Raw genomic sequence first — 22,222 nt, forward strand, 5'->3', positions numbered from 1 at the left:
TCCGCTTTTCATAAATTGCACTATATTGTGCCTTTTTATCAATTGCACTGTGCGGTTAAATCACATTATGATAGTTTAAACCTAAACTTATTAGACACGGAGCAAACTATGTCGGCGTCCTTCAACTGGGAAGACCCCCTTCTACTCGACTCGCAACTGACCGAAGACGAGCGCATGGTGCGCGAGGCCGCGCGCGCCTACGCCCAGGACAAGCTGGCGCCCCGCGTGCTCGAGGCGTTCCGCAACGAGAAAACCGATGCCGCCATCTTCGCCGAGATGGGCGAGCTGGGCCTGCTGGGCCCCACCATCCCCGAGCAATACGGCGGCGCGGGCCTGAACTATGTCTGTTACGGCCTCATCGCCCGTGAAGTCGAGCGCATCGACTCCGGCTACCGCTCGATGATGAGCGTGCAGTCGTCCCTGGTGATGGTGCCCATCAACGAGTTCGGCACCGAAGAGCAAAAACAGAAATACCTGCCCAAGCTGGCCCGCGGCGAATGGATAGGCTGCTTCGGCCTGACCGAGCCCAACCACGGCTCCGATCCCGGCAGCATGGAAACCCGCGCCGTCAAGACCGACAGCGGCTACAAGCTCACCGGCAACAAGATGTGGATCACCAACTCGCCCATCGCCGACGTCTTCGTGGTGTGGGCCAAGGTGGTCGGCGGCGACGACAACGGCAAGATCCGCGGCTTCATCCTCGAAAAAGGCATGAAGGGCCTGAGCGCCCCCGCCATCCACGGCAAGGTCGGCCTGCGCGCCTCCATCACCGGCGAAATCGTCATGGACGAGGTCGAAGTGCCCGCCGACGCCATGATGCCCGGCGTAAGCGGCCTGCGCGGCCCCTTCACCTGCCTGAACTCGGCCCGCTACGGCATCGCCTGGGGCGCCCTGGGCGCCGCCGAAGACTGCTGGCACACCGCACGCCAGTACACCCTGGACCGCAAGCAGTTCGGCCGCCCCCTGGCCGCCAACCAGCTCATCCAGAAGAAGCTGGCCGACATGCAGACCGAAATCACCCTGGGCCTGCAAGGCTGCCTGCGCCTGGGCCGCATGAAGGACGAAGGCACGGCCGCGGTCGAAATCACCTCCATCATGAAGCGCAACTCCTGCGGCAAGTCGCTGGACATCGCACGCATGGCGCGCGACATGCTGGGCGGCAACGGCATCTCCGACGAGTTCGGCGTGGCCCGCCACCTGGTCAACCTCGAGGTGGTCAACACCTACGAAGGCACGCACGACGTGCACGCCCTGATCCTGGGCCGTGCGCAAACGGGCATCCAGGCCTTCTTCTGATCGCCCGAAGCCGGCGCCCATAAGCGTCCGAACCCATGCAAGACGCCCGCACCGCAATGCGGGCGTCTTGCATTATGCGCACCCCCCGCAATGTCCGCCCGCGCGATAAAAGCGCTCGATGGCCTCCCGATAGGGCTCGAGCTGGCTGCGGGTCGCCGATAGATCGTTGGCGTGGACATGAAGCTGCGCCGTCAATTCGCGCTGTATCTCCGTCTCGTCAATACCTGTCACGCCACCCTCCTTCACAACCACTCGCCCGCCTATCACCATGGCGTGCACGTTGGACGCCGTTGCCCGGCAATGCACGAGGGAAGGCATGTCGTACAGTGCAGGATGGGTGTCGTCCACGGCATTATCCAGCTCCAGCAACAGCAGGTCTGCCGCCGCACCCGGCGCTATGCCGCCGGGCTCGATCCCCGCAGCCCGGGCGCCCACCCGGCATAACGCATCAAGCATGCTATTGCGATCGATACCCTCATCAAAACCGGTGCCGCCGTGCAATAGGCGCGCCAGCCGCATTTCGCGCAACAAGTCGTCGTCATCGTCCAGGGCCAGGGCATCCAGCCCCAAGGCAAACGACAGGCCGGCACGCTGCATGGGCAGCAGCGGCGCAATGCCCGAACGCAGGCGCAGGTTGGAACTAGTGTTGACCGACACGATGACGCCCCGTTCGGCGAGCAAATCACACTCGTCGGGACGGAGCCAGGTGCCATGCGCCATGGTCAGGCGCGGGCTGAGCAGGCCAAGCGAATCGAGATGCCGCATAAGGCCCCGGGGGTAGTGATGATCCGCCCATTGCCGCTGGTATTTGGATTCGAGCATGTGCATGTGCACCCGATTGCCGCGTTCGGCCGATAGGCGCGCGATACGCTCCACCAGAGTGTCGGAGCAGCGCTCTATGGACACCGGCCCCAGTTGGACCTGGAACAAGCCGTCGGCCGACTCCATGATTCGCTTAGCGACGTCCAGCTGTTCTTCGATCGGCGCGATCGGCCTGAGGCGCCGGCGGGTCAGCTCGGCGTCCTTGGAAGACATAAAAGTCAGAATGGCTTCATCCTCGGCATAGCCCAGGCGATACCGATCGGCCAGCGGCACAACGAAGGCCACGCGAATGCCCACATCATGCGCTGCCCGCCGCACCGCCGCGGCCTCTTCAAGCAAGGCGGCAGGGCTGCGGGATAAATGACAATGGGTCACCGACCCGATGCCACTGCGCACCATGCGGGCGAATGCCGTGGCCGCGACCAGGTATGGATCGACCGGCGGCATGGTATAGGTGGCGGCCACCCAGGTTTCGACGGGTTGGTCCGGCACCCCATAGGCCAGGGATTTCAGGCCGCGCCCGTGGTCGTGGGCATTGCTCAAGGGAGGCAGCAGCAGACTCGCGCCTGACGGCTGGTCGCCCTGCTCGATTCCGCAACGCATGTCGCGAATCAAGCCGCCCTCGCAGACTATCTCCACATCGCCAAGCACTTTGTTTTGCCGGGTGTCGGGCAGGCAATGCGTTGCAAACAAGCTGAGTACCTCGCCTGATATAGATGACTTCATAGCATTGTTCCTGTCGGTTCACGAGGCATGGTGGGTCCGGGCCCAGGCCGCCGACGCACGCTTCGCAGCGCGATCTGCCAAGGCGGCTTCGTCCGCCACCAGCAGCTTGCGGTCGCGTACCACCCATTGGCCGTTGGCGAACACGTCGCGCACGTCGCGGCTGTTGCACGAAAACACCAGGGTGGCCGGGACGTCCAGTGCCGGCGCCTGGTAGAGCTGGTCCATTTGCACGCAGATCACGTCCGCACGCTTGCCGGGCTCAAGAGAGCCGATCTCACTGTCCAGCCCAAGCGCCCTGGCGCCCTCTATGGTCGCCATCTCGAGCGCCCGCATGGCGCTGATGCACAATGGGTCGTATGCTTCGACCCGTGCAAGACTGAGCAGCGTCTTCATGGCCTCGAACATGTCCTGGCCACCGGCACTGGCCATACCGTTGGTCGCCAATGCCGTAGGGTTGCCGTTGCCCATAACGCGTAGAGTCGGAGGCAGGCCGGTGCCGATGGTTGTTCCCGAGATCGGGTCCAGAATCACCCGAGTGCCGGTACGGGCGATGATCTCGAAATCTTCATCGCCCAGGTGCGCGCAACTGAGCAACTGGACATCCGGACCCAGGCAACCGCCCTGCTGATAGACACGCACGTCCGACCCATGCCCGTAGGCTTTTTCAATGAGCACCGGATATGCAGGCGACTCGGCGGTATGCATCTGCATGCCGATCCCGTATTTATCAGCCAGGCGGCGCGTCATGCGGAACCCTTCAATCGACAAGGCCCAGGCCATGTTCGGGAAAAGCTGCAGGCGCAGCCGCCCGTCGCTGGCGCCGTGATAGGTTTCAATCAGCTCGGAGACCGAACGCTCGATGGCAACGACGTTCTCGATGTAGTCGGAGCTCATCCTTTGGTCGGTATAGGCGCGCGCCAATGTGTACTGCAGGCAGTAGCGCTCGGCCAGATCAAGCGCAACCGGGTATCTGTGGGCCGCATCGGCCGGCAAGGCCATGGCATCCACCACGCAAGTGTTTCCCGAACGCAGGTTAAGAGCCAACCCCACTTCGATGCATGCAGCAAAGTCTTCGTCGTCGAACTGGGCGATGAGGCCTTTCTGAGTTTCCAGCCACTGCGTCAATTCTTCATTGAAGCTCAGGCTGCGCCCCAAGGCCGAGTACAGGTGCGTGTGCGCGTTGACCAGCCCCGGAAGCACAGCGCAGCCGCGTGCATCGATCCTTTCGTAGCCTTCTGGCACAGCCGCTTCGGCCGGCAGTACGCCCTCTATCCTCGAACCGCTGATCAACACCGTACCGCCTGGAAGAACCTTTCGGCCGGCATTCATTGTCACCACACAGCCGTTGGCAATCGCACGCTTATCCATATTGAATCCGCTCCTAAACGTTGCTCGAGCGCCGCATCCATCTGATGCGGCGCCCGTGCGGCTAGAAGCCTAGCCGGAGATCCGCCGTCTTGATCTCGGGCGGATAGATGATCTCGAACTCGCCGTCCTGGATCTGCACCAGCGGCGGCTTGAGAGAACTGATCTGGCCGCTCGGGGCGAACTTGACGGGTCCGTAGAAGGTCATTTCGTCCATGGCCGCGATGGCATCGCGCACCTTGGCCGGGTGGATCGTGCCGGCTTGCTCGATGGCCAGCTGCAAGACTGCGCCGCACACTGCCGAACCCGCGCTGCTGTACTCGGGTATGGCGCCATAGGCTTCTTGGTAAAGCTTGGTAAAACGCTCGGAGGTGCCGAAGATGTCCACACCGTCGTAGCTTGCTTCGGGCACCCAATAGGCAAGCGTGGTGATATTGTTGCTAAGCCTGCCCACGCCCTCTTTGAAAGCCGGGTCCAGCGGACCCACCACCATGGTCAGCAATTGGCTCTTGATGCCTTGGTCCACCATCTGGCCACGAACCAGGATCAGGTCGTTGGTGTAGCCGGTGATGACAATCCAGTCGGGCCGGACGCTGCGCAGCCCGGTCAAGGCGGCGCTGAAGTCCACTGTGCCAATGTTGTACTTTTCATAGTAGGCCACCTCGATCCCCCGCTTTTCGGCGGATTTCTTCAGATCTTCGGCAAAAGCAAGCGGGAACAGGTCATTGCGGGAGAGTATGGCCACTTTCTTCAAGGGCGGATCCAGCCTGCTCGCAATTTCGGCGATGGGCTCGGTCAAGGTGCTGTTGGGCGAATATACACCGAACAAATACTTGAAACCCTGGTCATAGACCTGCTCGGACGCCGCGTTGGGCGCCAGCATCGGAATTCCGTATTTTTCGGTCACCGCACTGACGGCCTTTACCGCGCCCGAACCGAACGGCGCAAAAAGAAAATTCACCTTGTCCTGAGTAATCAGGCGCTCGGCCGCCTGCACGGCGCGGGGCGTGTTCGACTGATAGTCGACGTATATCATCTCGACCTTGTAGACATCGCCCCCCACTTTGATGCCGCCCTCCGCATTGGCCGTATCCGCCCAAAGCTGGAAGCCGTTCCTTTGCCGCGTGCCCTCGGGCGACAAGGGCCCGGTCAGGGGCAAGGCGGCCCCCACCTTGATGACCTTCTCAGCTGCTCCAGCGGGCAGCGCGCGCACGGCGCATGCCAGTATGGATGCCGCCCCCGCCTTGAGCACCCTGCGTCTTTGCATGATTGTCATGTTCGTCTCCTTTGCGGCGACAGCGCTTGCAACGGTTCGCCGGTTGTTTCATATTGGGGACGGTCAGACCGACAGCCCCATGTAGGCCTCACGCACCGCCGGGTTCTTGGCCAACTCGTCGGTGGAGCCCATCACCGATATACGACCGGTGTCCAACACGACTCCCTTGCTTGCCAGCTCGAAAGCCGTCATGACGTCCTGCTCTACCAGGAGCACGGACAAGCCCTCCTGTGTGATGCGCCGCACCACTTCGCCAAGCGTCTCGACGACCTGTGGCGCCAGGCCCAGAGACAGCTCGTCTATCATCAAGAGCACGGGGCGTCCCATCATGCCCCGGGCAATGGCGCACATCTGCTGCTCGCCTCCCGACAGCGTGCCCGCGGCCTGGTCGCGGCGATTGGCCAATATGGGAAAGAGGCTGTACATGTGGTCCAGATCGCGCTTGATCTCGTGCTGGTCATCGCGCAGATAAGCGCCCATCAACAGGTTGTCGGCCACGCTCATGGGGCCGAACAGCCGTCGTCCTTCAGGTACGTGGGCGATGCCCGCCGCAAGGATGTCGCGCGGCGTTGCATGAGTGATGTCCCGCCCCTGGAAGGTAATGCGCCCCTGGGTGGGCTTGAGCAGCCCCGAGATCGTGCGCAGCAGCGTCGTCTTCCCCGCGCCGTTGGAACCCACCAGGCAAACGGTTTCTCCACGGCTTATGCAAAAGCTGACGCCCCACAGGATGTTGACATCGCCGTAGCCGGACATGACCGAATCGACTTCGAGCAACGGATTGGTCATGAGCCCTCCTTCAGGCGTTGCGCGAAACGTGCGCCCAGGTAGGCGCTGATCACCGCGTCATTTCTTACGATATTGCCGGGAGTGTCGTCAGCGATGAGCTCGCCGTGATGCAACACGACCACCCGCTGGCATAGCGTCAGGACGACTTTGAGCAGATGTTCGATGATCAGCACGGTAATGCCTTGATCGGCAATGGCGCCAATCAGGCCGAGCGCCTTGTCGACCTCGGCCGTATTGAGGCCCGCGTTGACTTCGTCCAGCATCAGGAGCTTGGGTTCCATGGCCAAGCCCTTGGCCAATTCAAGCCGCTTGCGGTTGGCCAGCGTCAACTGAGCCGCCGGCTGCTCAGCCAGCGCAGCCAGGCCGGTGAACTCCAAATGCGCCATCGCGGCCTCGCGCGCTTCTTTTCGGCCGCCCTTGCTTCCGGCGAACCAGGTACCGGCCATCACGTTTTCAAGCACGGTCATTTCGGGAAAGGGCTGCACGACCTGAAAAGTGCGTGCAATGCCTCGCGCGGCAATCTGGTGGGGCTTCATGCGTTCGATTCGGTCGCCCCAATGGAGAATCTGGCCCGACTGGGCCGGATGCACACCCGTGATTACATTGATCAGCGTGCTCTTTCCGGCTCCATTGGGGCCGATCAGGCCAATGACCTCTCCTTGCCTCAGCGATAGCGAAACGTCTCGGACCGCGTGCACGCCCCCGAAGGAACGGTTGACCCTTCTGAGTTCGAGCAGCGCGCCTCGAGCAGCGGCTTCAGGCCGCATGGCCGTGTCCGCGCGTGCTGACGCCCCGGATTCGATCAACGGCATCGTGGGGTTGATGAACTTCTTCATGCCTTCACCTTCGCAGCATTCCGATGCCGTGGGCGCAATGAGTAAAGCCCCATCGGCAGGAAAAGAACCAGCAGCACAATCAGCAGGCCAAGCGTTCCAGTATGCAGCTTCAGCAGGTTGCGCCATACGATCTCATCGAGCACCAGAAAGGCCAGCGCCCCGATAACCGGTCCCAATATGGTGCCGACGCCGCCGAGCAGGACCATGACAATCGCCTTGATGGAGATCATGATGTCGAACACGTCGGCAGGCTCGATGTATCCTGTCCAGGATGCGTATATGCCTCCGGCTGCCGCGATGAAGACGCCCGACAGAGCAAAAGCGGCGGCCTTGTACAAGGTGGCGTTGACGCCGACCATGTTGGCGGCCCCCTCGTTTTGCTTGATGCAGCGCAAGCCGAAACCCAGCTTGTTTCCCGCCACCACGACAGTCGCGATGAATGCCAGGACGGCCAGAACCAGCATGCAGTGATAGTAGTATCGTGCCGCCACTTCTGGAGACAGGCCCGAATAAGCCAGGTTCAGCCCCATGCCCCCGCCCGTCAGGCTGGTCCAGGCATTGATGATCTCGCGCAGCACCTCGGCAACGACGAGCGTCGCGATGGCAAACGCATGGCCCCGCAAACGCAGCAGGATCACGCCAAGAAGCAAGGCAAAGACACCGCCTACGGCGGCAGCGAAAACCCAGGATATCTGGGCCGGCAGCCCCTGCGCCTGGAGCAGCGCGCTGACGTATGCGCCCAGGCCGAAAAAACCCGCCGTGCCGAAAGAAGGATAGCCGGCGAACCCGCCGATGAAATTCCAGGCCAGAGCCAGCGACATGTACATCAGCATCATGGCGCCGATCCGCAGAACGTAATTGTTGCCCACTTCTGGAAGCAAGGCCAGCAAGGCCACGACAAGCAGCGCAAGCAGCAGGTATGGCTTCGTCATTCGTATCCCCTTATGCCCATCAGGCCCCGCGGACGGAACGTGAGCAGCACGAGCAACACGCAGAAAGAAAGCGTCAAGGCGTACTCCGGGCCGAACAGCATTCCGCCAAAGCTTTCGAGCAAGCCCAGCGCCAGGCCGCCTGCCACAGCGCCGGCAATGCTGCCCACGCCGCCCAGGACGCAGATGACGAAGGCCTTGCCCAGGAACAGATGGCCGGTTACCGGCGAGATGGGAAACACCACGCTTACCAGGGCACCTGCCGCCGCGGCCATCATCGCGCCCAGCGCAAAGGTGACCGCATAGGTCTTGGCCACGTCCACGCCCATCAACTGCGCAGCCTCGCGATCAAAACGCACGGCGACAATGGCTCGTCCGATGCGCGAGCGGCGCAATGCCAGGTAGACCGCCATAATGACGGCGATGGCCAGGGCCATGGCCCCGACACGATCAAGGGGCAAGAACAGTCCGGACCAATCGAGGGTACCCATGGGTTCCGCCAGCGAGACCTTTCGATAGTCCGCCGTGAAGCCAAGCAGCATGGCGTTGTTCAGGATCATTTCCAAGCCGAAGGTCAAGGTGAAGGTCACCAGTACCGGCTTGCCCACCACACGATTGATGATGCCGCGCTGGATGAGATAACCTGCAGCGCCGATGAGCAGCCCTGCGCTCAGGACGGAAAAGAAGGGATGAACGCCGAACAAGACGTAGCTGAAATAGGCGATGTACGCACCCAGCACGATGAAGGCGCCATGCATCATGTTGATGATGTTCATTACGCCCCACACCAGCGAGAAGCCAGCCGCGATGCAGGCATAAAGCCCGCCCAGCAGCAATCCGTTGACGAAATACTGCACGTAGATCATAGGACGCCCCGGCCGTAGCTGGAAATGGGACTCCTCCGTGCAACGCTATACACGCGCATGGTTTGCCTCCTGGCGGTTTCTTATCGTCGTAGGGCTACGGACACGGCAGGTCGGCGCCCACCGGCCGGCAAAGCCGCGGCCATAACGCCTATTGTTCTAAATGCATCAAGGCCAGCGCCTTGCCGAACAATTCGCTGTCCGGGTCGGCATATACATCCATGATGTCGAAATGATTGCAATCCTCGATCAGGCAATGACGCACTACCCGGCTTGGCGACGAGAACGTCGATGCATAAAGAGAGGTCTGCGCGTGAAATACGTCCGACTCCTGCTGGCCGCAGGCGATCAGTTGCGGCGCATCGGTGGCGGCGGGATGGCGGATAGGGCTCTGCTCGCGTGCTTCGTCCTCGTCCAGGCGCAACTGGCTGTTGGCCGGCTCGTGAAGTAAGGGAGCGAGATCGTAAAGACCCGAAATGAGCACCGCGCTTTTCAGCAGTTTATCGGGCAGGCCATCCGCATATCGCGGCCAGTCGGTCACCATCATCATCGCCGACAGATGGGCGCCTGCAGAATGGCCCGATATATGCAAACGATTGCGGTCGATGCCAAGACGGTCGCCGTTGTCCCATATCCAGCGCAGGGCCGCCCGTACCTGCCGGCTTATCGCGCTCAAGCGAACCGAAGGGCAGAAATCGTAATTGAGCGTGATGCAGGAAACACCGCGATTCACGTAGGGCTCGGCCACAAAGCTATAAAAGGACTTGTCGCCCTTCTGCCAAAACCCGCCGTGCAAAAATATCACAGTGGGCGCATGGCGCGCGCCTGCAGCAGGAAAGTAGTCAAGAAAGCCTCTTGGACCATGGCCATATGAGATATCGAGACGGCAGGTTGAGGACCGCCTGAATACATCGCTGCGGCTTCCCCACTTGGGGCGGTAGTTCGCGCCCGGCTGTAGAAACTCGACATCGTAGCCTTTGTCCCTGTCCGGCCTGGCCGGCGCATCTGAAACAATCATCCCTTTCTCCGCGAACGTTCCGGTCCGTATGGGTCGGCATACCTCACAAAAAACTGGCTAGTCATGCCGCGTGTCGGAGTTTCCCTATAAGCGTAGCGGGATATTTTTCCATCGCTACCCGATGCGCAACGCAAGCACGACTGGATGAGCCGATTCTGGCACAGACTTACGCCCAGGGGTCGAACAACATTCTTTTAATGATGTACAAATATCTTATGGACGGTGCCAGATACCGAGAGAAACCGCCAGGGCCAAGAAAGCGCCCCGACACCAGAAACGCGCCTTCTGGCGCGTGTTGCGGGTGTGAGCTAGACGGAGCTCAATCGTCACAGAAGGTGCGACTTTCTGCCAGATCGAACAATCCGGCGGTTTCACGGGGATATCGAACGCCAACTTGTCCATCGCCGACCTCTTGGTGGTGCGGGCCAAGGCGGTCGGCGACGACAACAACAAAATCCGCGGCTACATCGTTGATTCTTTCACGGCGCCACGCGCACGGCGTTCGCTGACCGCCATGCCCAGCAACAGCGCCAGCAAGGCGCCGCCCACGGCTGGCCCACGATCGACCCGATGCGGCCCAGGGCCGCGGCCCAGCCCACGCCCGCGGTGCGCAAAGCGGGCGGATAGAAGGACACGGCCAACACGCTCTGGCCAACGCAACATGCAATGGAGCCCGCGTCAAGGCCGGCGATCAGCGGCAACACCCATGATTACTGGATATCCGCCCGGCTGATCAACCACACGCATGCAGCCGCCAGCAGCGGCTTGACGCCTGTTCTGGAGATGAACACCATCATGAACAGGCTTCCGGCAAGCCAGCAGGTCGACACTGCCGCCCGTCCGGTGAGAAGCCAGGCGGCCGAGCGCCTGCCACCATTGCTCGCCCCAGCGCCTTTGGCGCTCTTTGGCCAATTGCGCCTCGGCCACGGCGGCCAGCGCCTCGTCCTGGTAGTAAAAGCCCGTGATCTCTTCCCAGGTGGAGCCCATCATGAACTCGCACCAGTTACCGGCACCCGAGGCCAGCAGCGCGGCGGGGTCATCGGTGACCGTGTCGCCGTCGATGGCGGGAAAGAATATCGGCGCGGTCTGGCCCGGCCCGGGGATGTAATGCCGCAGCGTCTAGCGTTGCGCTTGCAGCACAGCTTCGACCATCTGGCGCGCCGCCTGGGGGTCGTGCTCGAGCCGCAACTTCCGCAAAAAGGTATGGCCGATGGCCCCAGCCTGTTCGGGCGCGCTCATCAGCACGCCCCGATCGAACAGCTCGGCCCCGCACTTGCCCACGGCCAGGGCGGCAGCGCTGAATGCACCCGCCGACTGCCCCACTAGGGTGACTTTCTCGGGGTCGCCCCCGAAAGACACGATACACCGGCGCACCCAGCGCAGCGCCAGGACCTGGTCGTGCAGGCCCAGATTGTCCGGCGCCAGCCCTCGACGGGAAGAAAGCCCAACACGCCCAGGCGATACGAGACATTGACCACCACTACGCCGAAACGCCGCGCCAGCAACGCCGCATCGTAGCAGGGCAAGGGCCCCGCCACCGGTCATGAAACCGCCGCCATGCACAAAGACCATGACCGCCCTGGGACCCGAAGGCCCTTGGGGCGCCCAGATTTCAAGGCGCAGGTAGTCTTCGTCCTGCCGTGCCGGATAGACGCCCATCACCTTGTCGAGCCGGGACGGCAATTGCGGTGCAACCGGCCCCGCATGCGTGGCGTCGAGCACGCCTTGCCAGGGCTCGACAGGCCGAGGCGGGGGAAAAAAGCGTAGGCCGCCCACCGGGGGGCACTGCCCATAGTGCACGACATGCAGGCGTATCATCCGGCCGTCCTGCCGTGCCGACCAACTCGACGGGCACCCAAGCGTTCTGCTGATACGCTGCGGGTTGCCTAAAAGCCAGGGTTCTTTTACCGCCATGCCATCCCAAAGGCCAAGGCTTCTTCCGGGAAAGGAATCGCGCGACAGGTTTGAGTGCAACAGACCCATCCCTAACGTTTAAAAATAGTCATTTACGATAAAATGACTATCGAAAATGACTCCCTAGAGACGCCGCCATGCATCGACACGTATCAAAGACCGAATTCAAGGCTCGGGCACTGGAATTCTTCCGGCAGGTCGAAGCAACGGGCGAGCCCATCGTGGTTACGGATCACGGCAAACCTGCGCTGGAAATCCGTCCCTATCGGGCGGAACAGCGGGATCCATTGGCTGTGCTGCACAACTCTGTCGTGCGGTTCGACGATCCCCTGGCGCCGATCAGCGACGACTCCTGGGAGGCGGCCCAATGATCGTGCTCGACACCCATGCCCTGGTGTGGTGGGCGTCGGGCGATTCTCAACTGAGCCGTCCGGCCCGGGAAGCCATCGAAACAGAGAACCGGGACGGCGAAATCCTGGTCTCGGCCATCAGCGCCTGGGAAGTGGCGATGCTGGTCAAGGCCGGGCGTTTGGCCTTGACCATGCACACGTCAGCTTGGCTGGATACCGTCGGCCAAATACCCGCCGTCCGCTTCGTACCGGTCGACGTTCGTATCTCGGTCCATTCCGTCGATCTGCCGGGCGAGTTCCACAAAGACCTGCCGGACCGCTTCATTGTGGCCACGGCTCGCCATCATTCAGCACCTCTTGTCACTGCCGACACAAAGATCCACCACTATCCGCACGTGCAAACTATCTGGTGAGGTCGCCCGCCTTGGCGAACGGCGACATCAAAACCGGCGGGCGGTGAAGAAGGAATCGTGCAGGGCATCCATCACCCGGCCGTCCTGGCGCACGGTGCCGATCAGTTCGACGGGCAGGCCCGGAGCGGCGTTGGCAAGCTCGTCCAGCAGCTCGACGCGGGGCGCATAGCCGCAGGCGATCACCACCGTGCCGGCGGGCAGCACTTCTTCGTGGCCGCCCGCAGCATTCGCGATGCGAACCCCCTGTTCGCCGATTTCGAGCGCGCGCGTGGACGTTTTGACATGCACACCATGTTCGGCGAGCAGCGCCGGCATGCCCATCTCGTCGGTGAAGACGTAGCCTTCGGACAGTATCTTGTCGGCCGCATCGATCAGCGTCACCTCGCGCCGCCGCGCACGCTGCAGCCAGACCGCCGTGTCGCAGCCGGTCATGCCCGCGCCCACGATCACCACCGGGCCTTCGACAGAGGCGGGATCCGTGATGTCCTGCGCCATCACCACCCTGCCGCCCGAGACGCGCCCCTCGAAAGGCGTCGGCGCCCGGCCGGTGGCCAGCATCACCCGGTCGAACCCTCCCCGGGCCAGCAGGTCGGCCGTCGCCTCTTCGGCCACGACCTTGATGCCATCGAGTTTGTGCACGAGGTGCGCAAGCAGCGCGCGCAAGTCGACCTTGAGATCATGGCGCACCGCCGTATTGAGCTGCCCGCCCAATCGTTCTTTTTCGAACAGCACCACTTGATGGCCGCGCTCGGCCAGCACCCGGGCCGCATTCATGCCGGCGGGGCCGCCACCCACCACCGCAATGCGTTCGCCGCGAGGCGCTTTTTCAATGGGGTAGCGGTACTCTTCTCCCATAGACGGATTGACCGTGCACCCCGCGCTGCGGCCCACGTTGAGCCCGCGGTGCAAGCAGCCGTCGTTGCAGCGTATACAGGGCGCGATGTCGCCCACCCTGCCCTGCTGCGTTTTCAAGGGCCAGTCGGGATCGGCCAGCAGCGGTCGGCCCAGGGAAACGAAGTCGGCGCTGCCCGAACCGACGATGTCGGCGGCCACGTCCGGCGCCACGATGGAGCCCGAGGCGATCACGGGTATCGACACGGCGGCCTTGATTTTTTCCCAGCCCCAGCGATGCAGGGCCCGCGGCATGTACCAGGGGCTGACCTCGTACTGCATCAAAGCATGATGGCCGCCCGAGCAATGGATGACGTCCACGCCCTCGGCCTCGAGCCGGCGGCACAATTCGACCGTCTCCTCGATGGTGATGCCGTCCTGCTCGTAGTCGACCACGGAAAGCCGGATGCTCAGCGGCGTCCGGCGCGGAATCTTGCCGCGGATGTTGCGCACGATGCCGATCAACAGCCGTATGCGGTTCTCGAACGAGCCGCCGTATTCGTCGCTGCGCTTGTTGGTGAAGGGCGACAGGAAATTGGTGATGAGATAACCGTGGCCGGCATGGACCTCGACCAGGTCGAAGCGGGCCCGCACCGCCCGAAGCGCCGCATCGCCGAAATCGACCATGACCTGCTCGATCTCGGCCACCGTCATGGGAACCGGCTTGACGCCGTACTGGACCTCGACCTCGTCCCAGGAGAGGTCGGAGGCCGCCTTGATCGGCGCCGTGCCCAGAAATTTCTGGCGTCCGCCATGCGCCAGCTGCATGCCTATCTTGGCGCCGGCCGCATGCACCTCGTCGACCAGCCAGCCCATGCCCGGCACGTGCTCGCGGCGCGTATTGCCCAATTGGCAATGGATGGCCTTGGCCGCATCGTCATCGATATAGGTGTACTCGGTCATGACCAGGCCCGTGCCGCCCTCGGCCAGGCGCTTGTAATGATTGACGGAGCGTTGGGTGACCGTGCCGTCCATATTGGACAGGCCGGTGGACTGGGGCGATTTGACGATGCGGTTCTTCAGCAGCAGGCTGCCGATGCGTCCGGGCTGGAACAGGACGTCCAGTCCAGGCTTCTGGCTGGAACCGGGGTGTTCCGGGGCGCTGGACGCCTGGTCCGCGCGATTGGCTTCGATCACACTGCTCATTGACTCCTCCTGTCGTGTCGTCGTCGCCGGCCCCGGTCCGGGGTTTGCCGACACGGAAGGGCAGCCCGTTCAGTGTCGACAGACCCCGGCTGTCCGGAGGTCAGCTGTCTGGTTCGTAAAACAAATTTCCGGTTCTCATGGGCGGAACGTTGGTGGCCGTCCCGTTGGTCCATGACAGCCGCGCAGGACGCTGCGAACCGCCCTGTACGTTGAATTCGATCTTTATGCCCAGCCCGCGCGCGGCGATGGCCAGCGCCTCGGGCCGGAAGTCGGGATTGGCGTCCAGGACCAGGCCCAGCGCGGCATCGATCAGGTGGAACTCCAGAATGTGCTTGGCCAGCTCACCATCGCGAGCCACCGAGGCGTTCAGCAGCAAGCGGTCTATCTCGCAGAACTCCTCGGGCGCGCGCGGCCGGCTGAAGTAAATGCGCTGATGCCGGATGATCTTGAGATAGATCGATTCGATCATTTCGCGTATGGCTTGCGGGTAATGCACCAGCACAGCCTCGTGGAAGCGGTGATGGGCATCCTGGAATTCCTTGGTGCGCTCGGCCCCCTCCTGCATGCTTTCCAGCGCCTGGGCCATGGCGGCCAGATCCGTCTCGGTCAATTGCGCGGTCACGGCGGCTACCACGGGCGGCTCGATCAGCAGGCGTATGGCATAGAGCTGCTCGGTTTCCTCGAAAGTGACGGGCGAAACCTCCATGCCGCGATTGGTGGCGGCCACCACCAGGCCGGTCTGCTGCAGTCGGTTCAAGGCTTCGCGCAAGGGCGTCCTGCTGACGTCCAGTTCGTCGGCCAAGTCGCTTTGCGACAGCTTGCGCCCGGGAAGATAAACGCCGTTGATGATTCTGTCCGCCAGTACACGGTAGATCTCGTCGACCGAATGGCCTCGTTTCTCTGCCACTTTTCCTTGCTCCTGTAATCAGTCCTCGGGGCGAACCCTGACTCGCCCGTGGTCAAGTCTGGAATGATAACGTCGAACCTCTTTCCGCCTCGAAGCGCAAGCGTCGGAGCCGGCGCAGGCAGCCGCCACGTTCGAGGCGATGCCTGCACCCTTCTGCCGTACCCCGCAGCTGCGCACACTGATCATGAAGCTTTCCTGCATCATCGACACACTTTGCCGCCCTTAGATTTCCAGGGGCTCATTTGCGTACACATCGGGCCGGCACACGTCCAGAACGGGCAGTTTGGCGCGTATCCGGGTCACCTTGTCGAGATCGAGCTCGACCACGCGTACAGCCTTGGGAGCCGTGCCCAGGTCGGCCATGACGTCGCCCCAGGGACCCGCCACCAGAGCATGGCCGTAGGTCTCGAAGCCTGACCGCACCGCGTCGTCGGACGTGATGGTGGCCGAAGCCACGACGTAGGCCTCGTTCTCGATGGCGCGCGCACGGACCAGCACCTCCCAGTGGGCCTCTCCCGTGGTCTGGGTGAAGGCCGCCGGGATCAGGATGACCTCGGCGCCCGCCCGGGCCAGTTGCCGAAACATCTCGGGGAAGCGGATGTCGAAGCAGATGGACAGGCCCACCTTGACGCCTTTCACATTGGCGATGACCAGTTGCCCGCCGGCCGCCTCGACGTCCGAGGCGCGGAAGGCCGTGCCATTGACCACGGCGTTGAACAGATGGACCTTGTCGTACGAACCCTGGACGCCGCCGTCTTCGCGAATGACCAGCGCCGTGTTCTGCAGCAGCGGCCGTTCGGACTTCTGCTTGAAGCCGCCTACTACCACAGTCGCACCGGCGCGCCGGGCGGCATCGCGAATCGCAGTTATTTCCGGCCCGTCCAGCCTGACCGCCGCCGCGCGCATCTCGGCATTGCTGCCTATGCACAGCGCGTTCTCGGGCACCACGATCAACTCCGCACCCTGGGCGCCGGCCTGTTCGATCGCCGCCAGCACATCGTTCAGATTGGCTTGCACATCGCGCGTGGGCTGCAACTGCATCAGGCCGACGCGCAGGCTGCGGTTGGGAGCGGACTCAGGCATGCACTGCCTCCAGTTGGTCGACGTTCATGTTCACCACCGTCCATCCGCCTCCGGAAGCCTGCAACGGTTCGTAGGCATAGACTTCGGCGCGTATGCCGGGCCCGAGCGCGCCCAGCACGATCAGCCAGTTGAGGAATTCGTACTGCCCGTGGTCGAGCAGCGGATACGGCTCCAGATCCGCCAGATCCAGGCCGCGTCCGTGGCGCATCATCTGCAGAATGTAGTCATCGAACACCGTATCCACCCCGCCGAACTTGCCCGGATCGAGCCAGTGCGACAAGCCGCCGGTGGCCAGCAGGGCGATGCGCTTGTCCGAAGCCTGGATCGCGCGGCGCATGGCTTGGCCGAAGGCGCGGGCGCCGTAGGGAGAGAAGGTGCGCGCCGGCTGGGTGACTATCGGCACCACGGGAAGATCGGGACGCGGCAGAACCTGGCGCAGCGGCACGATGAGCCCGTGATCCAGATTGACCACCGGCGCCGCCTCGACTTCCAGCTGGCTGCTGCGCGCGCTGTCGACGATCCGGCGGGCGAAATCGGGCGCGCCGCGCAGCTTCAGGTCGATGTCGGGACGCTTGAAGAAGTCCATCGAACCCTGGTGGGCCTCGCCCACGCCCACCACGAAGGCGCCTGTCTCGAAGCTCTGGAAATGGCAGTCGGTGGTCACGACGACGAGATCGGGCTGTGCGGCTTCGAGAGCCTGGCGCAGCTTGGCATAGCCCGCCTTGAGCCGTTCCACGGCCTCAGGCGGATCGATCTCGGGCCGGGCCAGCAGGTCGGGCACATGAGAGCATCCGCCGGCAAACACGATGTTCGAGGGCACGTCGGGTACCGCCGTGGAAGCGCGTCCGTCGAAGGTGAATTTCTCGCTGCTGCTGCTGTCGGACAGATCGTCCTGGAACCAGCGGCTGACGAGTATGGTGACGCCGTCGTTCACGCCCGCCGAGCGCAGCAGATTGCGTTCGCCCCGAGCGATGACGTCGGCCCAGTGCGCGTCCAGACCCAGTTCGGCTCCGACCCGAGCCGGGTCGGCCTTGAATCGCGCCAGCAGCTCGGGCGTCTGTCCCAGCTTGAGAATGGCGGCTTCCAATACTTTCTTGTCCATGGCTTTATCCCGTTCCACTCGTTCAGCCGACCAGCTCGGTCATGCGCTGCAGTTGACCCTCGACCACGACGGCCCGGCCGTCGATCTCCACCGTGCAACCCCGCATGGGGATGTCAAGGTGCGCGGGCGTCTCGCGCTGGGCAAAGCGGTTCGAACCCGTCGACCACATGAAGTTGCCCGCCACCGAACGCAGCTCCTGACCGTACAGGCTGCGCGGATCGTAGACGTCCAGCGCCGTCCAGCTGGCGTTCGGATGCATGCCCCAGCCCGCATGCGACAAGGCGTATACGGCCGGGTCGTTCCAGCGCTTGAAGTAGTCCTGCAGCAGGAAGGCCTCGGGGCCGTCGCCATCGATGGCGGTGATGAAGCCGTCCTTGACCGTGAGCTCCACCGGCGTCTGCACGCAGCGCTGCCAGGGGATGATGACGTCGCCGGCCCGCAGCACGATGCGCCCCTGGGCGCTGCGGTCGCGCGGGAAGCAGGCGATGAAGCCGCTGGGCCAGTGGTCCCAGCGCGCCGGCTCGTCCACATAGCCCCATTGCCGCGTGATGGGCAGTTCGGGCGATGAGATGTCGTAGCTGAGGTCGGTGCCGGCCGAGCTGGTCACGCGCATGACCTGGCCCTGCTTGAGCAACTCCGCAGCGGCATCGACGTCGGCGCGCAGCGCCTCGTCGCCCATCAGCCGTTCGAGCACGTCGGCCGGTTCGGCCACGAACAGCATGCGCTTGCCCTTGCCGATGATGCTGGTGCGCACATTCGAGTGGATCAGGCCGCCCACGGTCAGGTCGATGACCAGGTCGCATTCGCCCGCGGCCGACAACAGGGCCGGAACCTCGCGCCCGTCCGACGTATAAGGCGGCAACGTGGGATTCGACAAGCTCGACGCGCCCAGCACCAGCACGCCCGCGCCCAGGGCGCGCGCCGCCGCGACGGCCGCATCGACATACTCGGGCTTGCGCCCGTATTCGAAAATCACCGCGACGGTCTGGCTGTCGTCCAGACCGCATAGTTTGTATTGCTTCACGAAGAGTTCGGTCAGCGACATGCTCATATCATTCTCCAGTATCTGTTCGTAGGGCCGGGGCCCGTCAGCGCTAAACCGAGCGCACGGCGCCGCCGTCGATCTGCAGGGTGGCGCCGGTGACGAAGCCCGCCGCGGGCGAGGCCAGGTAGGCCACGGCATTGGCGACCTCTTCCGGATCGCCCCAGCGCCCGAGCGGGATGTCCTTGACGATCTGTTCGATCTCTTGCTCGGGAGTCGTGCCGTTCTTCTCGGCCTTGGCCCTGACGATGTCGGTCATGCGGTCGGTTCCCGTGGCGCCGGGCTGCAGCTGGTTCACGCGCACACCGGCGGGCCCGAGTTCCAGCGCCATCTGCTTGCACAGCGACGACAGCGCAGAGCGCATCGAGGCCGACAAGGCCCCCGAGGCCGCCGGCTGCTTGACCCAGGTGGAGGTCAGGAAGACGATGCTGCCCGATTTGTTGCGCGCCATGTGGCGGGCGCCTGCCAGGGCCAGCTGCAGCACCGGCCTCACCAGCAGGTCGAAGGCTCCTTCCCAGTCCGGCAGTTCGGTCTCGAGGAAAGGCTTGAGCCGGGGGCCGGGCGTGTTCAGCACCAGGATGTCGAGCCGTCCGAAGCGTTCGATCACGGTATCCGCCAGGCGGCCGGTCGCCTCGCGGTCGCCCAGATCGACCCCGATCGGGACAATGCGGCCGCCCCCCGGAAATGTCTGCTCGGCCACGCCGTCCATGCTGCGCGACGCAGCCGCCACGACGGCGCCCTCTTTGGCCAGGCGCTGGGCCACGGCCTGGCCTATGCCCTTGCTCGCCGCCGTGACCAAAGCGAATTTTCCTGCCAACTGTAAATCCATTGCTGCTACCTCTTTCAATGTTCAACCAATTCATTTCTTGGAGAAGGCCATGGCGAAGATGAGCAGGGCGCCCACCACCATGGTCTGGGCATAGGCTCCGATCTGCATCAGGTTCATGCCGTTCTGCACCATGACGATCAGGAAGGTGCCCGCCACCACCGCCAGGGTGCGGCCCACGCCCCCGGTCAGCGCCGCGCCGGCGATCACGCAGGCCGCGATCGACTCGAGCGGAAAGGTGGTGCCTATGCTGGCTTCACCCGTTCCCAGGCGCGCCGTCAGCAACACGCCGGACAACGCCGACAGCACGCCGGACAGCACGAAGGCCATGATGGTGGCGCGTTCGGTGCGCACGCCCGACAGGGTGGCGGCCCGGGGGTTTCCGCCTATGGCGTACAAGTGCCGGCCATAGCGCGTCCACTCGAGCAGGACGTAGACCGCGGCGATCGCCAGCAACACGACCAGGACGGGGGACGGGATGCCCAGGAAATAACCATAGCCGAACGCCTGTCCGAACTCCTGCGGCAGACCGTAGATGGGCACACCGCCGCTCAGGTACAACGCCACGCCGAACACCACCGAGGACATGCCCAGCGTCATCATGAAGGAAGGAATGCGCAGCACCGCCGTGCCGATGCCGTTGAGCAGGCCGACAACGGCGCCGACCAGCAGGGCGGCCCCCGTGCCCATGGCGATGGCCCACTCGGCGGACCCTTCCCCGTTCTGGTAGAGGCCGCTCATGGTGAGCGAGGCCGAGATCGACGAGAGTGCGACGATGGTGCCCACCGACAGATCGATGCCGCCGCCCACCAGCACGATGAGCTGGGCCAGCGCCACCAGCATCAGGTAGACCGATTGGCGCGACACGTTGAGCTGGTTGTCGAGCGAGAAAAAACCCGGCGCCGAGAAAGCGAAGATCAGCAGCGCCACCAGAAAAAGGCCCGGCAGCACCAGCTTGTGCTGGTTGTGCTGCAGCCAGCGCGACAGGCTCGGCGGCCTGGCGCCGTCGGCGGGGGCAAGCGTGGATACCGATTGAGAGGAAGTCATGGACATGGTCGGAATCACTCGAAAAACTGTTCAAGAATCTTGTGCTGGTCGAACGCTTCCCGTTCGAACTGGGCCATGATGCGGCCCGAACGCATGACCGCGATGCGGTTGGCCATGCCCAGGAGTTCGGGCAGGTCGGAGGAAATCAGCACAATGGCCGCGCCGGACGCGGCCAGTTCGTTGAGATAGCGATAGATGGACTGGCGCGCGCCCACGTCGACCCCGACCGTGGGTTCATCGAAGAGATACACATCGATGTCCTGCCCCAGGCTCTTGGCCAGCATCACCTTCTGCTGGTTGCCGCCCGAGAAGTTAGCGACGTTCTCGCGGATGCGCGACACGGGAAACTCGACTTTGGACGACTGGCGGCGGGTCGCGTCCGCCTCGGCGCGCGGCTTGAGGAACAGGCCCTGGATCTTGCCGAACTCCAGCGCCGACACCAGCATGTTCTCGAGCGCCGGGCGTATCAGCGCCAGGCCGTCGCGCTTGCGGTCCGGCGGGCTGTACCAGACCCCCGCCGCGATGGCGTCGGCGGGATGCTTGAACTCGACCGGCCGGCCGTTCAGGCGAATCCGCCCCGAAGCGCGCCGGCGCAAGCCGAAACAGGATTGTCCCAGCTCGCTCTTGCCGCAGCCGACCAGGCCCGCGACGCCCAGTATCTCGCCCTCGCGCACTTCCAGATCGACCTCGCGCACGGACCCGTCTTCGGTGCTCAGACCCTCGATTTGCAGCCGCGGCCCGCCCAGGGCGGTTCTGGGCTGCGGATAGAGGTCCGACAGCTTGCGGCCGCTCATCAACTCGATCAGGCGTGATTCATCCGTGCTGGCCGGCACGGTGGCGATCATCTCGCCATCGCGCAGCACGGTAATGACGTCGCCCAGCGCGCCGATTTCCTCCATGCGGTGGGTGATGTACACGATGGCCGTTCCCTCGGCCTTGATGCGGCTCAGCAGCGCGAACAAGGCCTGGGTGTCGTGGGTGGACAGTGATGCGGTGGGCTCGTCCAGGATGAGCACCTTTGGCACGGCGCGCACCGCCTTGCAGATTTCGACCATCTGCTGCTTGCCGCGCGGCAGGTCGGCCACCAGCGCCTGGACGTCCAGGTCGAAGCCAAGGCGCTCGATCAGCTGGCGCGCTTCCCTGCGGGCGGCCGCCCTGTCCAGCAGGCCGCAGCGGCCGGTGGCCTCGTCGCCCAGCACGATGTTGTCGGCCACCGTCAGGTTGGGCACCAGCGAGAACTCCTGGAACACCGCCCTGACGCCGTGTCCGCGCGCCTCGGTAACGGAGCGGAATGCGCCTTTGAATCCGCCTATGCTCACGGAGCCCTCGGTAGGCTGGCCCGCGCCGGCCAGCAGCGAGATCAGGGTCGACTTGCCTGCGCCGTTTTCGCCGAACAGCACATGCACTTCGCCGGGCGCAAGGTCCAGGCTGATCTTGCGCAACGCCCAGTGGGCGCCGTAGCGCTTGCCCAGCTCGCGCATGCTGAGCACGGGAGGCGCTTCCGGCCTGCCGCGATGCTGGGCAAAGGCCTGGTCCTCGCGATCGGTGCTTGGTAGGGAAGCCATGTTCGATTCCTTGCCGGCC

22 protein-coding genes are annotated in these 22,222 nt (G+C 63.7%); 3 read left to right on the forward strand and 19 right to left on the reverse strand.

The genetic code is table 11. The annotated features are described in order from the left end of the window. Positions 1-108: 108 nt before the first annotated feature. Entirely contained in the window at positions 109-1,296 is a 1,188-nt protein-coding gene (locus tag CSC67_RS14575) for an acyl-CoA dehydrogenase (RefSeq protein WP_118995170.1), read from the forward strand. Between the two features lie 72 nt (positions 1,297-1,368). Here CSC67_RS14575 and CSC67_RS14580 read toward each other — a convergent pair whose 3' ends face one another. From CSC67_RS14580 to CSC67_RS14630, 11 genes are all read right to left on the reverse strand, one after another. Further along, entirely contained in the window at positions 1,369-2,844 is a 1,476-nt protein-coding gene (locus CSC67_RS14580; protein ID WP_118995171.1) for an amidohydrolase family protein, read from the reverse strand. 18 nt (positions 2,845-2,862) lie between these two features. Beyond that, on the reverse strand, positions 2,863-4,212 hold the full coding sequence (locus tag CSC67_RS14585) for an amidohydrolase family protein (protein ID WP_118995172.1): 1,350 nt from the start codon (positions 4,210-4,212) through the stop codon (positions 2,863-2,865). A gap of 61 nt (positions 4,213-4,273) precedes the next feature. Next, positions 4,274-5,485: an amino acid ABC transporter substrate-binding protein gene (locus tag CSC67_RS14590; protein ID WP_209304332.1), complete on the reverse strand. Its 1,212-nt coding sequence runs from the start codon at positions 5,483-5,485 to the stop codon at positions 4,274-4,276. Positions 5,486-5,548: 63 nt separating this feature from the next. Next, positions 5,549-6,271, reverse strand: coding sequence for an ABC transporter ATP-binding protein (locus tag CSC67_RS14595; RefSeq protein ID WP_118995173.1), 723 nt, complete (start codon positions 6,269-6,271; stop codon positions 5,549-5,551). Continuing rightward, positions 6,268-7,107, reverse strand: a complete 840-nt coding sequence (locus CSC67_RS14600) for an ABC transporter ATP-binding protein (protein ID WP_209304333.1) — start codon at positions 7,105-7,107, stop codon at positions 6,268-6,270. The genes CSC67_RS14595 and CSC67_RS14600 overlap by 4 nt, the downstream gene beginning before the upstream one ends. Beyond that, positions 7,104-8,039 (reverse strand): branched-chain amino acid ABC transporter permease, encoded by a 936-nt coding sequence (locus CSC67_RS14605; RefSeq protein WP_118995174.1) that lies wholly within the window; start codon positions 8,037-8,039, stop codon positions 7,104-7,106. Before CSC67_RS14605 ends, CSC67_RS14600 begins: the two co-directional genes overlap by 4 nt. Next, entirely contained in the window at positions 8,036-8,902 is an 867-nt protein-coding gene (locus CSC67_RS14610; protein ID WP_118995175.1) for a branched-chain amino acid ABC transporter permease, read from the reverse strand. The genes CSC67_RS14605 and CSC67_RS14610 overlap by 4 nt, the downstream gene beginning before the upstream one ends. A gap of 148 nt (positions 8,903-9,050) precedes the next feature. Further along, positions 9,051-9,917 carry an alpha/beta hydrolase gene (locus CSC67_RS14615; RefSeq protein ID WP_118995176.1) on the reverse strand — a complete coding sequence of 289 codons (867 nt, stop codon included), beginning with the start codon at positions 9,915-9,917 and terminating at the stop codon, positions 9,051-9,053. Between the two features lie 479 nt (positions 9,918-10,396). Beyond that, positions 10,397-10,561: a hypothetical protein gene (locus CSC67_RS21255; RefSeq protein ID WP_167752902.1), complete on the reverse strand. Its 165-nt coding sequence runs from the start codon at positions 10,559-10,561 to the stop codon at positions 10,397-10,399. 34 nt (positions 10,562-10,595) lie between these two features. Further along, positions 10,596-10,907, reverse strand: coding sequence for a hypothetical protein (locus CSC67_RS14625; RefSeq protein ID WP_118995178.1), 312 nt, complete (start codon positions 10,905-10,907; stop codon positions 10,596-10,598). Between the two features lie 129 nt (positions 10,908-11,036). After that, entirely contained in the window at positions 11,037-11,735 is a 699-nt protein-coding gene (locus CSC67_RS14630; protein ID WP_167752903.1) for a carboxylesterase family protein, read from the reverse strand. A gap of 233 nt (positions 11,736-11,968) precedes the next feature. Here CSC67_RS14630 and CSC67_RS14635 point away from each other — a divergent pair, with 233 nt between their 5' ends. Further along, positions 11,969-12,202, forward strand: a complete 234-nt coding sequence (locus CSC67_RS14635; protein WP_118995180.1) for a type II toxin-antitoxin system Phd/YefM family antitoxin — start codon at positions 11,969-11,971, stop codon at positions 12,200-12,202. Beyond that, positions 12,199-12,594, forward strand: a complete 396-nt coding sequence (locus CSC67_RS14640; protein ID WP_118995181.1) for a type II toxin-antitoxin system VapC family toxin — start codon at positions 12,199-12,201, stop codon at positions 12,592-12,594. The genes CSC67_RS14635 and CSC67_RS14640 overlap by 4 nt, the downstream gene beginning before the upstream one ends. Positions 12,595-12,621: 27 nt before the next feature. Here CSC67_RS14640 and CSC67_RS14645 read toward each other — a convergent pair whose 3' ends face one another. The 8 genes from CSC67_RS14645 to CSC67_RS14680 all read right to left on the reverse strand — a co-directional run bounded on the left by CSC67_RS14645 (position 12,622) and on the right by CSC67_RS14680 (position 22,203). After that, the gene (locus tag CSC67_RS14645) at positions 12,622-14,631 is read right to left on the reverse strand and encodes an NAD(P)/FAD-dependent oxidoreductase (protein WP_118995182.1); all 2,010 of its coding nucleotides are present in this window, start codon (positions 14,629-14,631) and stop codon (positions 12,622-12,624) included. 100 nt (positions 14,632-14,731) lie between these two features. Beyond that, complete coding sequence (locus tag CSC67_RS14650) at positions 14,732-15,538, reverse strand: GntR family transcriptional regulator (protein WP_118995183.1); 807 nt, start codon at positions 15,536-15,538, stop codon at positions 14,732-14,734. Positions 15,539-15,760: 222 nt separating this feature from the next. Beyond that, positions 15,761-16,621: a nitrilase-related carbon-nitrogen hydrolase gene (locus tag CSC67_RS14655; RefSeq protein ID WP_118995184.1), complete on the reverse strand. Its 861-nt coding sequence runs from the start codon at positions 16,619-16,621 to the stop codon at positions 15,761-15,763. Beyond that, positions 16,614-17,723, reverse strand: a complete 1,110-nt coding sequence (locus tag CSC67_RS14660) for a DODA-type extradiol aromatic ring-opening family dioxygenase (RefSeq protein ID WP_118995185.1) — start codon at positions 17,721-17,723, stop codon at positions 16,614-16,616. Before CSC67_RS14660 ends, CSC67_RS14655 begins: the two co-directional genes overlap by 8 nt. Positions 17,724-17,745: 22 nt before the next feature. Then, entirely contained in the window at positions 17,746-18,774 is a 1,029-nt protein-coding gene (locus CSC67_RS14665; RefSeq protein WP_118995186.1) for a 2,5-dihydroxypyridine 5,6-dioxygenase NicX family protein, read from the reverse strand. A 43-nt stretch (positions 18,775-18,817) separates the two neighbouring features. Beyond that, on the reverse strand, positions 18,818-19,594 hold the full coding sequence (locus CSC67_RS14670; protein WP_118995187.1) for an SDR family oxidoreductase: 777 nt from the start codon (positions 19,592-19,594) through the stop codon (positions 18,818-18,820). Positions 19,595-19,624: 30 nt separating this feature from the next. Then, positions 19,625-20,638, reverse strand: a complete 1,014-nt coding sequence (locus CSC67_RS14675) for an ABC transporter permease (protein ID WP_118995274.1) — start codon at positions 20,636-20,638, stop codon at positions 19,625-19,627. 14 nt (positions 20,639-20,652) lie between these two features. Then, entirely contained in the window at positions 20,653-22,203 is a 1,551-nt protein-coding gene (locus tag CSC67_RS14680) for a sugar ABC transporter ATP-binding protein (protein ID WP_118995188.1), read from the reverse strand. Positions 22,204-22,222 lie beyond the last annotated feature (19 nt).

This window comes from Pusillimonas caeni (genome assembly GCF_003545815.1).
Classification (GTDB): domain Bacteria; phylum Pseudomonadota; class Gammaproteobacteria; order Burkholderiales; family Burkholderiaceae_B; genus Pusillimonas; species Pusillimonas caeni.

What these genes read in the sequence shown, in the direction of transcription:
- CSC67_RS14610 (WP_118995175.1), bottom strand. Translation starts at nt 8,902, where the DNA reads ATGATCTACGTGCAGTATTTCGTCAACGGATTGCTGCTGGGCGGGCTT.
- CSC67_RS14655 (WP_118995184.1), bottom strand. Translation starts at nt 16,621, where the DNA reads ATGCCTGAGTCCGCTCCCAACCGCAGCCTGCGCGTCGGCCTGATGCAG.
- CSC67_RS14600 (WP_209304333.1), bottom strand. Translation starts at nt 7,107, where the DNA reads ATGAAGAAGTTCATCAACCCCACGATGCCGTTGATCGAATCCGGGGCG.
- CSC67_RS14635 (WP_118995180.1), top strand. Translation starts at nt 11,969, where the DNA reads ATGCATCGACACGTATCAAAGACCGAATTCAAGGCTCGGGCACTGGAA.
- CSC67_RS14575 (WP_118995170.1), top strand. Translation starts at nt 109, where the DNA reads ATGTCGGCGTCCTTCAACTGGGAAGACCCCCTTCTACTCGACTCGCAA.
- CSC67_RS14595 (WP_118995173.1), bottom strand. Translation starts at nt 6,271, where the DNA reads ATGACCAATCCGTTGCTCGAAGTCGATTCGGTCATGTCCGGCTACGGC.
- CSC67_RS14605 (WP_118995174.1), bottom strand. Translation starts at nt 8,039, where the DNA reads ATGACGAAGCCATACCTGCTGCTTGCGCTGCTTGTCGTGGCCTTGCTG.
- CSC67_RS14680 (WP_118995188.1), bottom strand. Translation starts at nt 22,203, where the DNA reads ATGGCTTCCCTACCAAGCACCGATCGCGAGGACCAGGCCTTTGCCCAG.
- CSC67_RS14660 (WP_118995185.1), bottom strand. Translation starts at nt 17,723, where the DNA reads ATGGACAAGAAAGTATTGGAAGCCGCCATTCTCAAGCTGGGACAGACG.
- CSC67_RS14640 (WP_118995181.1), top strand. Translation starts at nt 12,199, where the DNA reads ATGATCGTGCTCGACACCCATGCCCTGGTGTGGTGGGCGTCGGGCGAT.
- CSC67_RS14665 (WP_118995186.1), bottom strand. Translation starts at nt 18,774, where the DNA reads ATGAGCATGTCGCTGACCGAACTCTTCGTGAAGCAATACAAACTATGC.
- CSC67_RS14630 (WP_167752903.1), bottom strand. Translation starts at nt 11,735, where the DNA reads ATGATACGCCTGCATGTCGTGCACTATGGGCAGTGCCCCCCGGTGGGC.
- CSC67_RS14675 (WP_118995274.1), bottom strand. Translation starts at nt 20,638, where the DNA reads ATGACTTCCTCTCAATCGGTATCCACGCTTGCCCCCGCCGACGGCGCC.
- CSC67_RS14580 (WP_118995171.1), bottom strand. Translation starts at nt 2,844, where the DNA reads ATGAAGTCATCTATATCAGGCGAGGTACTCAGCTTGTTTGCAACGCAT.
- CSC67_RS14670 (WP_118995187.1), bottom strand. Translation starts at nt 19,594, where the DNA reads ATGGATTTACAGTTGGCAGGAAAATTCGCTTTGGTCACGGCGGCGAGC.
- CSC67_RS14615 (WP_118995176.1), bottom strand. Translation starts at nt 9,917, where the DNA reads ATGATTGTTTCAGATGCGCCGGCCAGGCCGGACAGGGACAAAGGCTAC.
- CSC67_RS14645 (WP_118995182.1), bottom strand. Translation starts at nt 14,631, where the DNA reads ATGAGCAGTGTGATCGAAGCCAATCGCGCGGACCAGGCGTCCAGCGCC.
- CSC67_RS14625 (WP_118995178.1), bottom strand. Translation starts at nt 10,907, where the DNA reads ATGATGGGCTCCACCTGGGAAGAGATCACGGGCTTTTACTACCAGGAC.
- CSC67_RS14590 (WP_209304332.1), bottom strand. Translation starts at nt 5,485, where the DNA reads ATGACAATCATGCAAAGACGCAGGGTGCTCAAGGCGGGGGCGGCATCC.
- CSC67_RS14585 (WP_118995172.1), bottom strand. Translation starts at nt 4,212, where the DNA reads ATGGATAAGCGTGCGATTGCCAACGGCTGTGTGGTGACAATGAATGCC.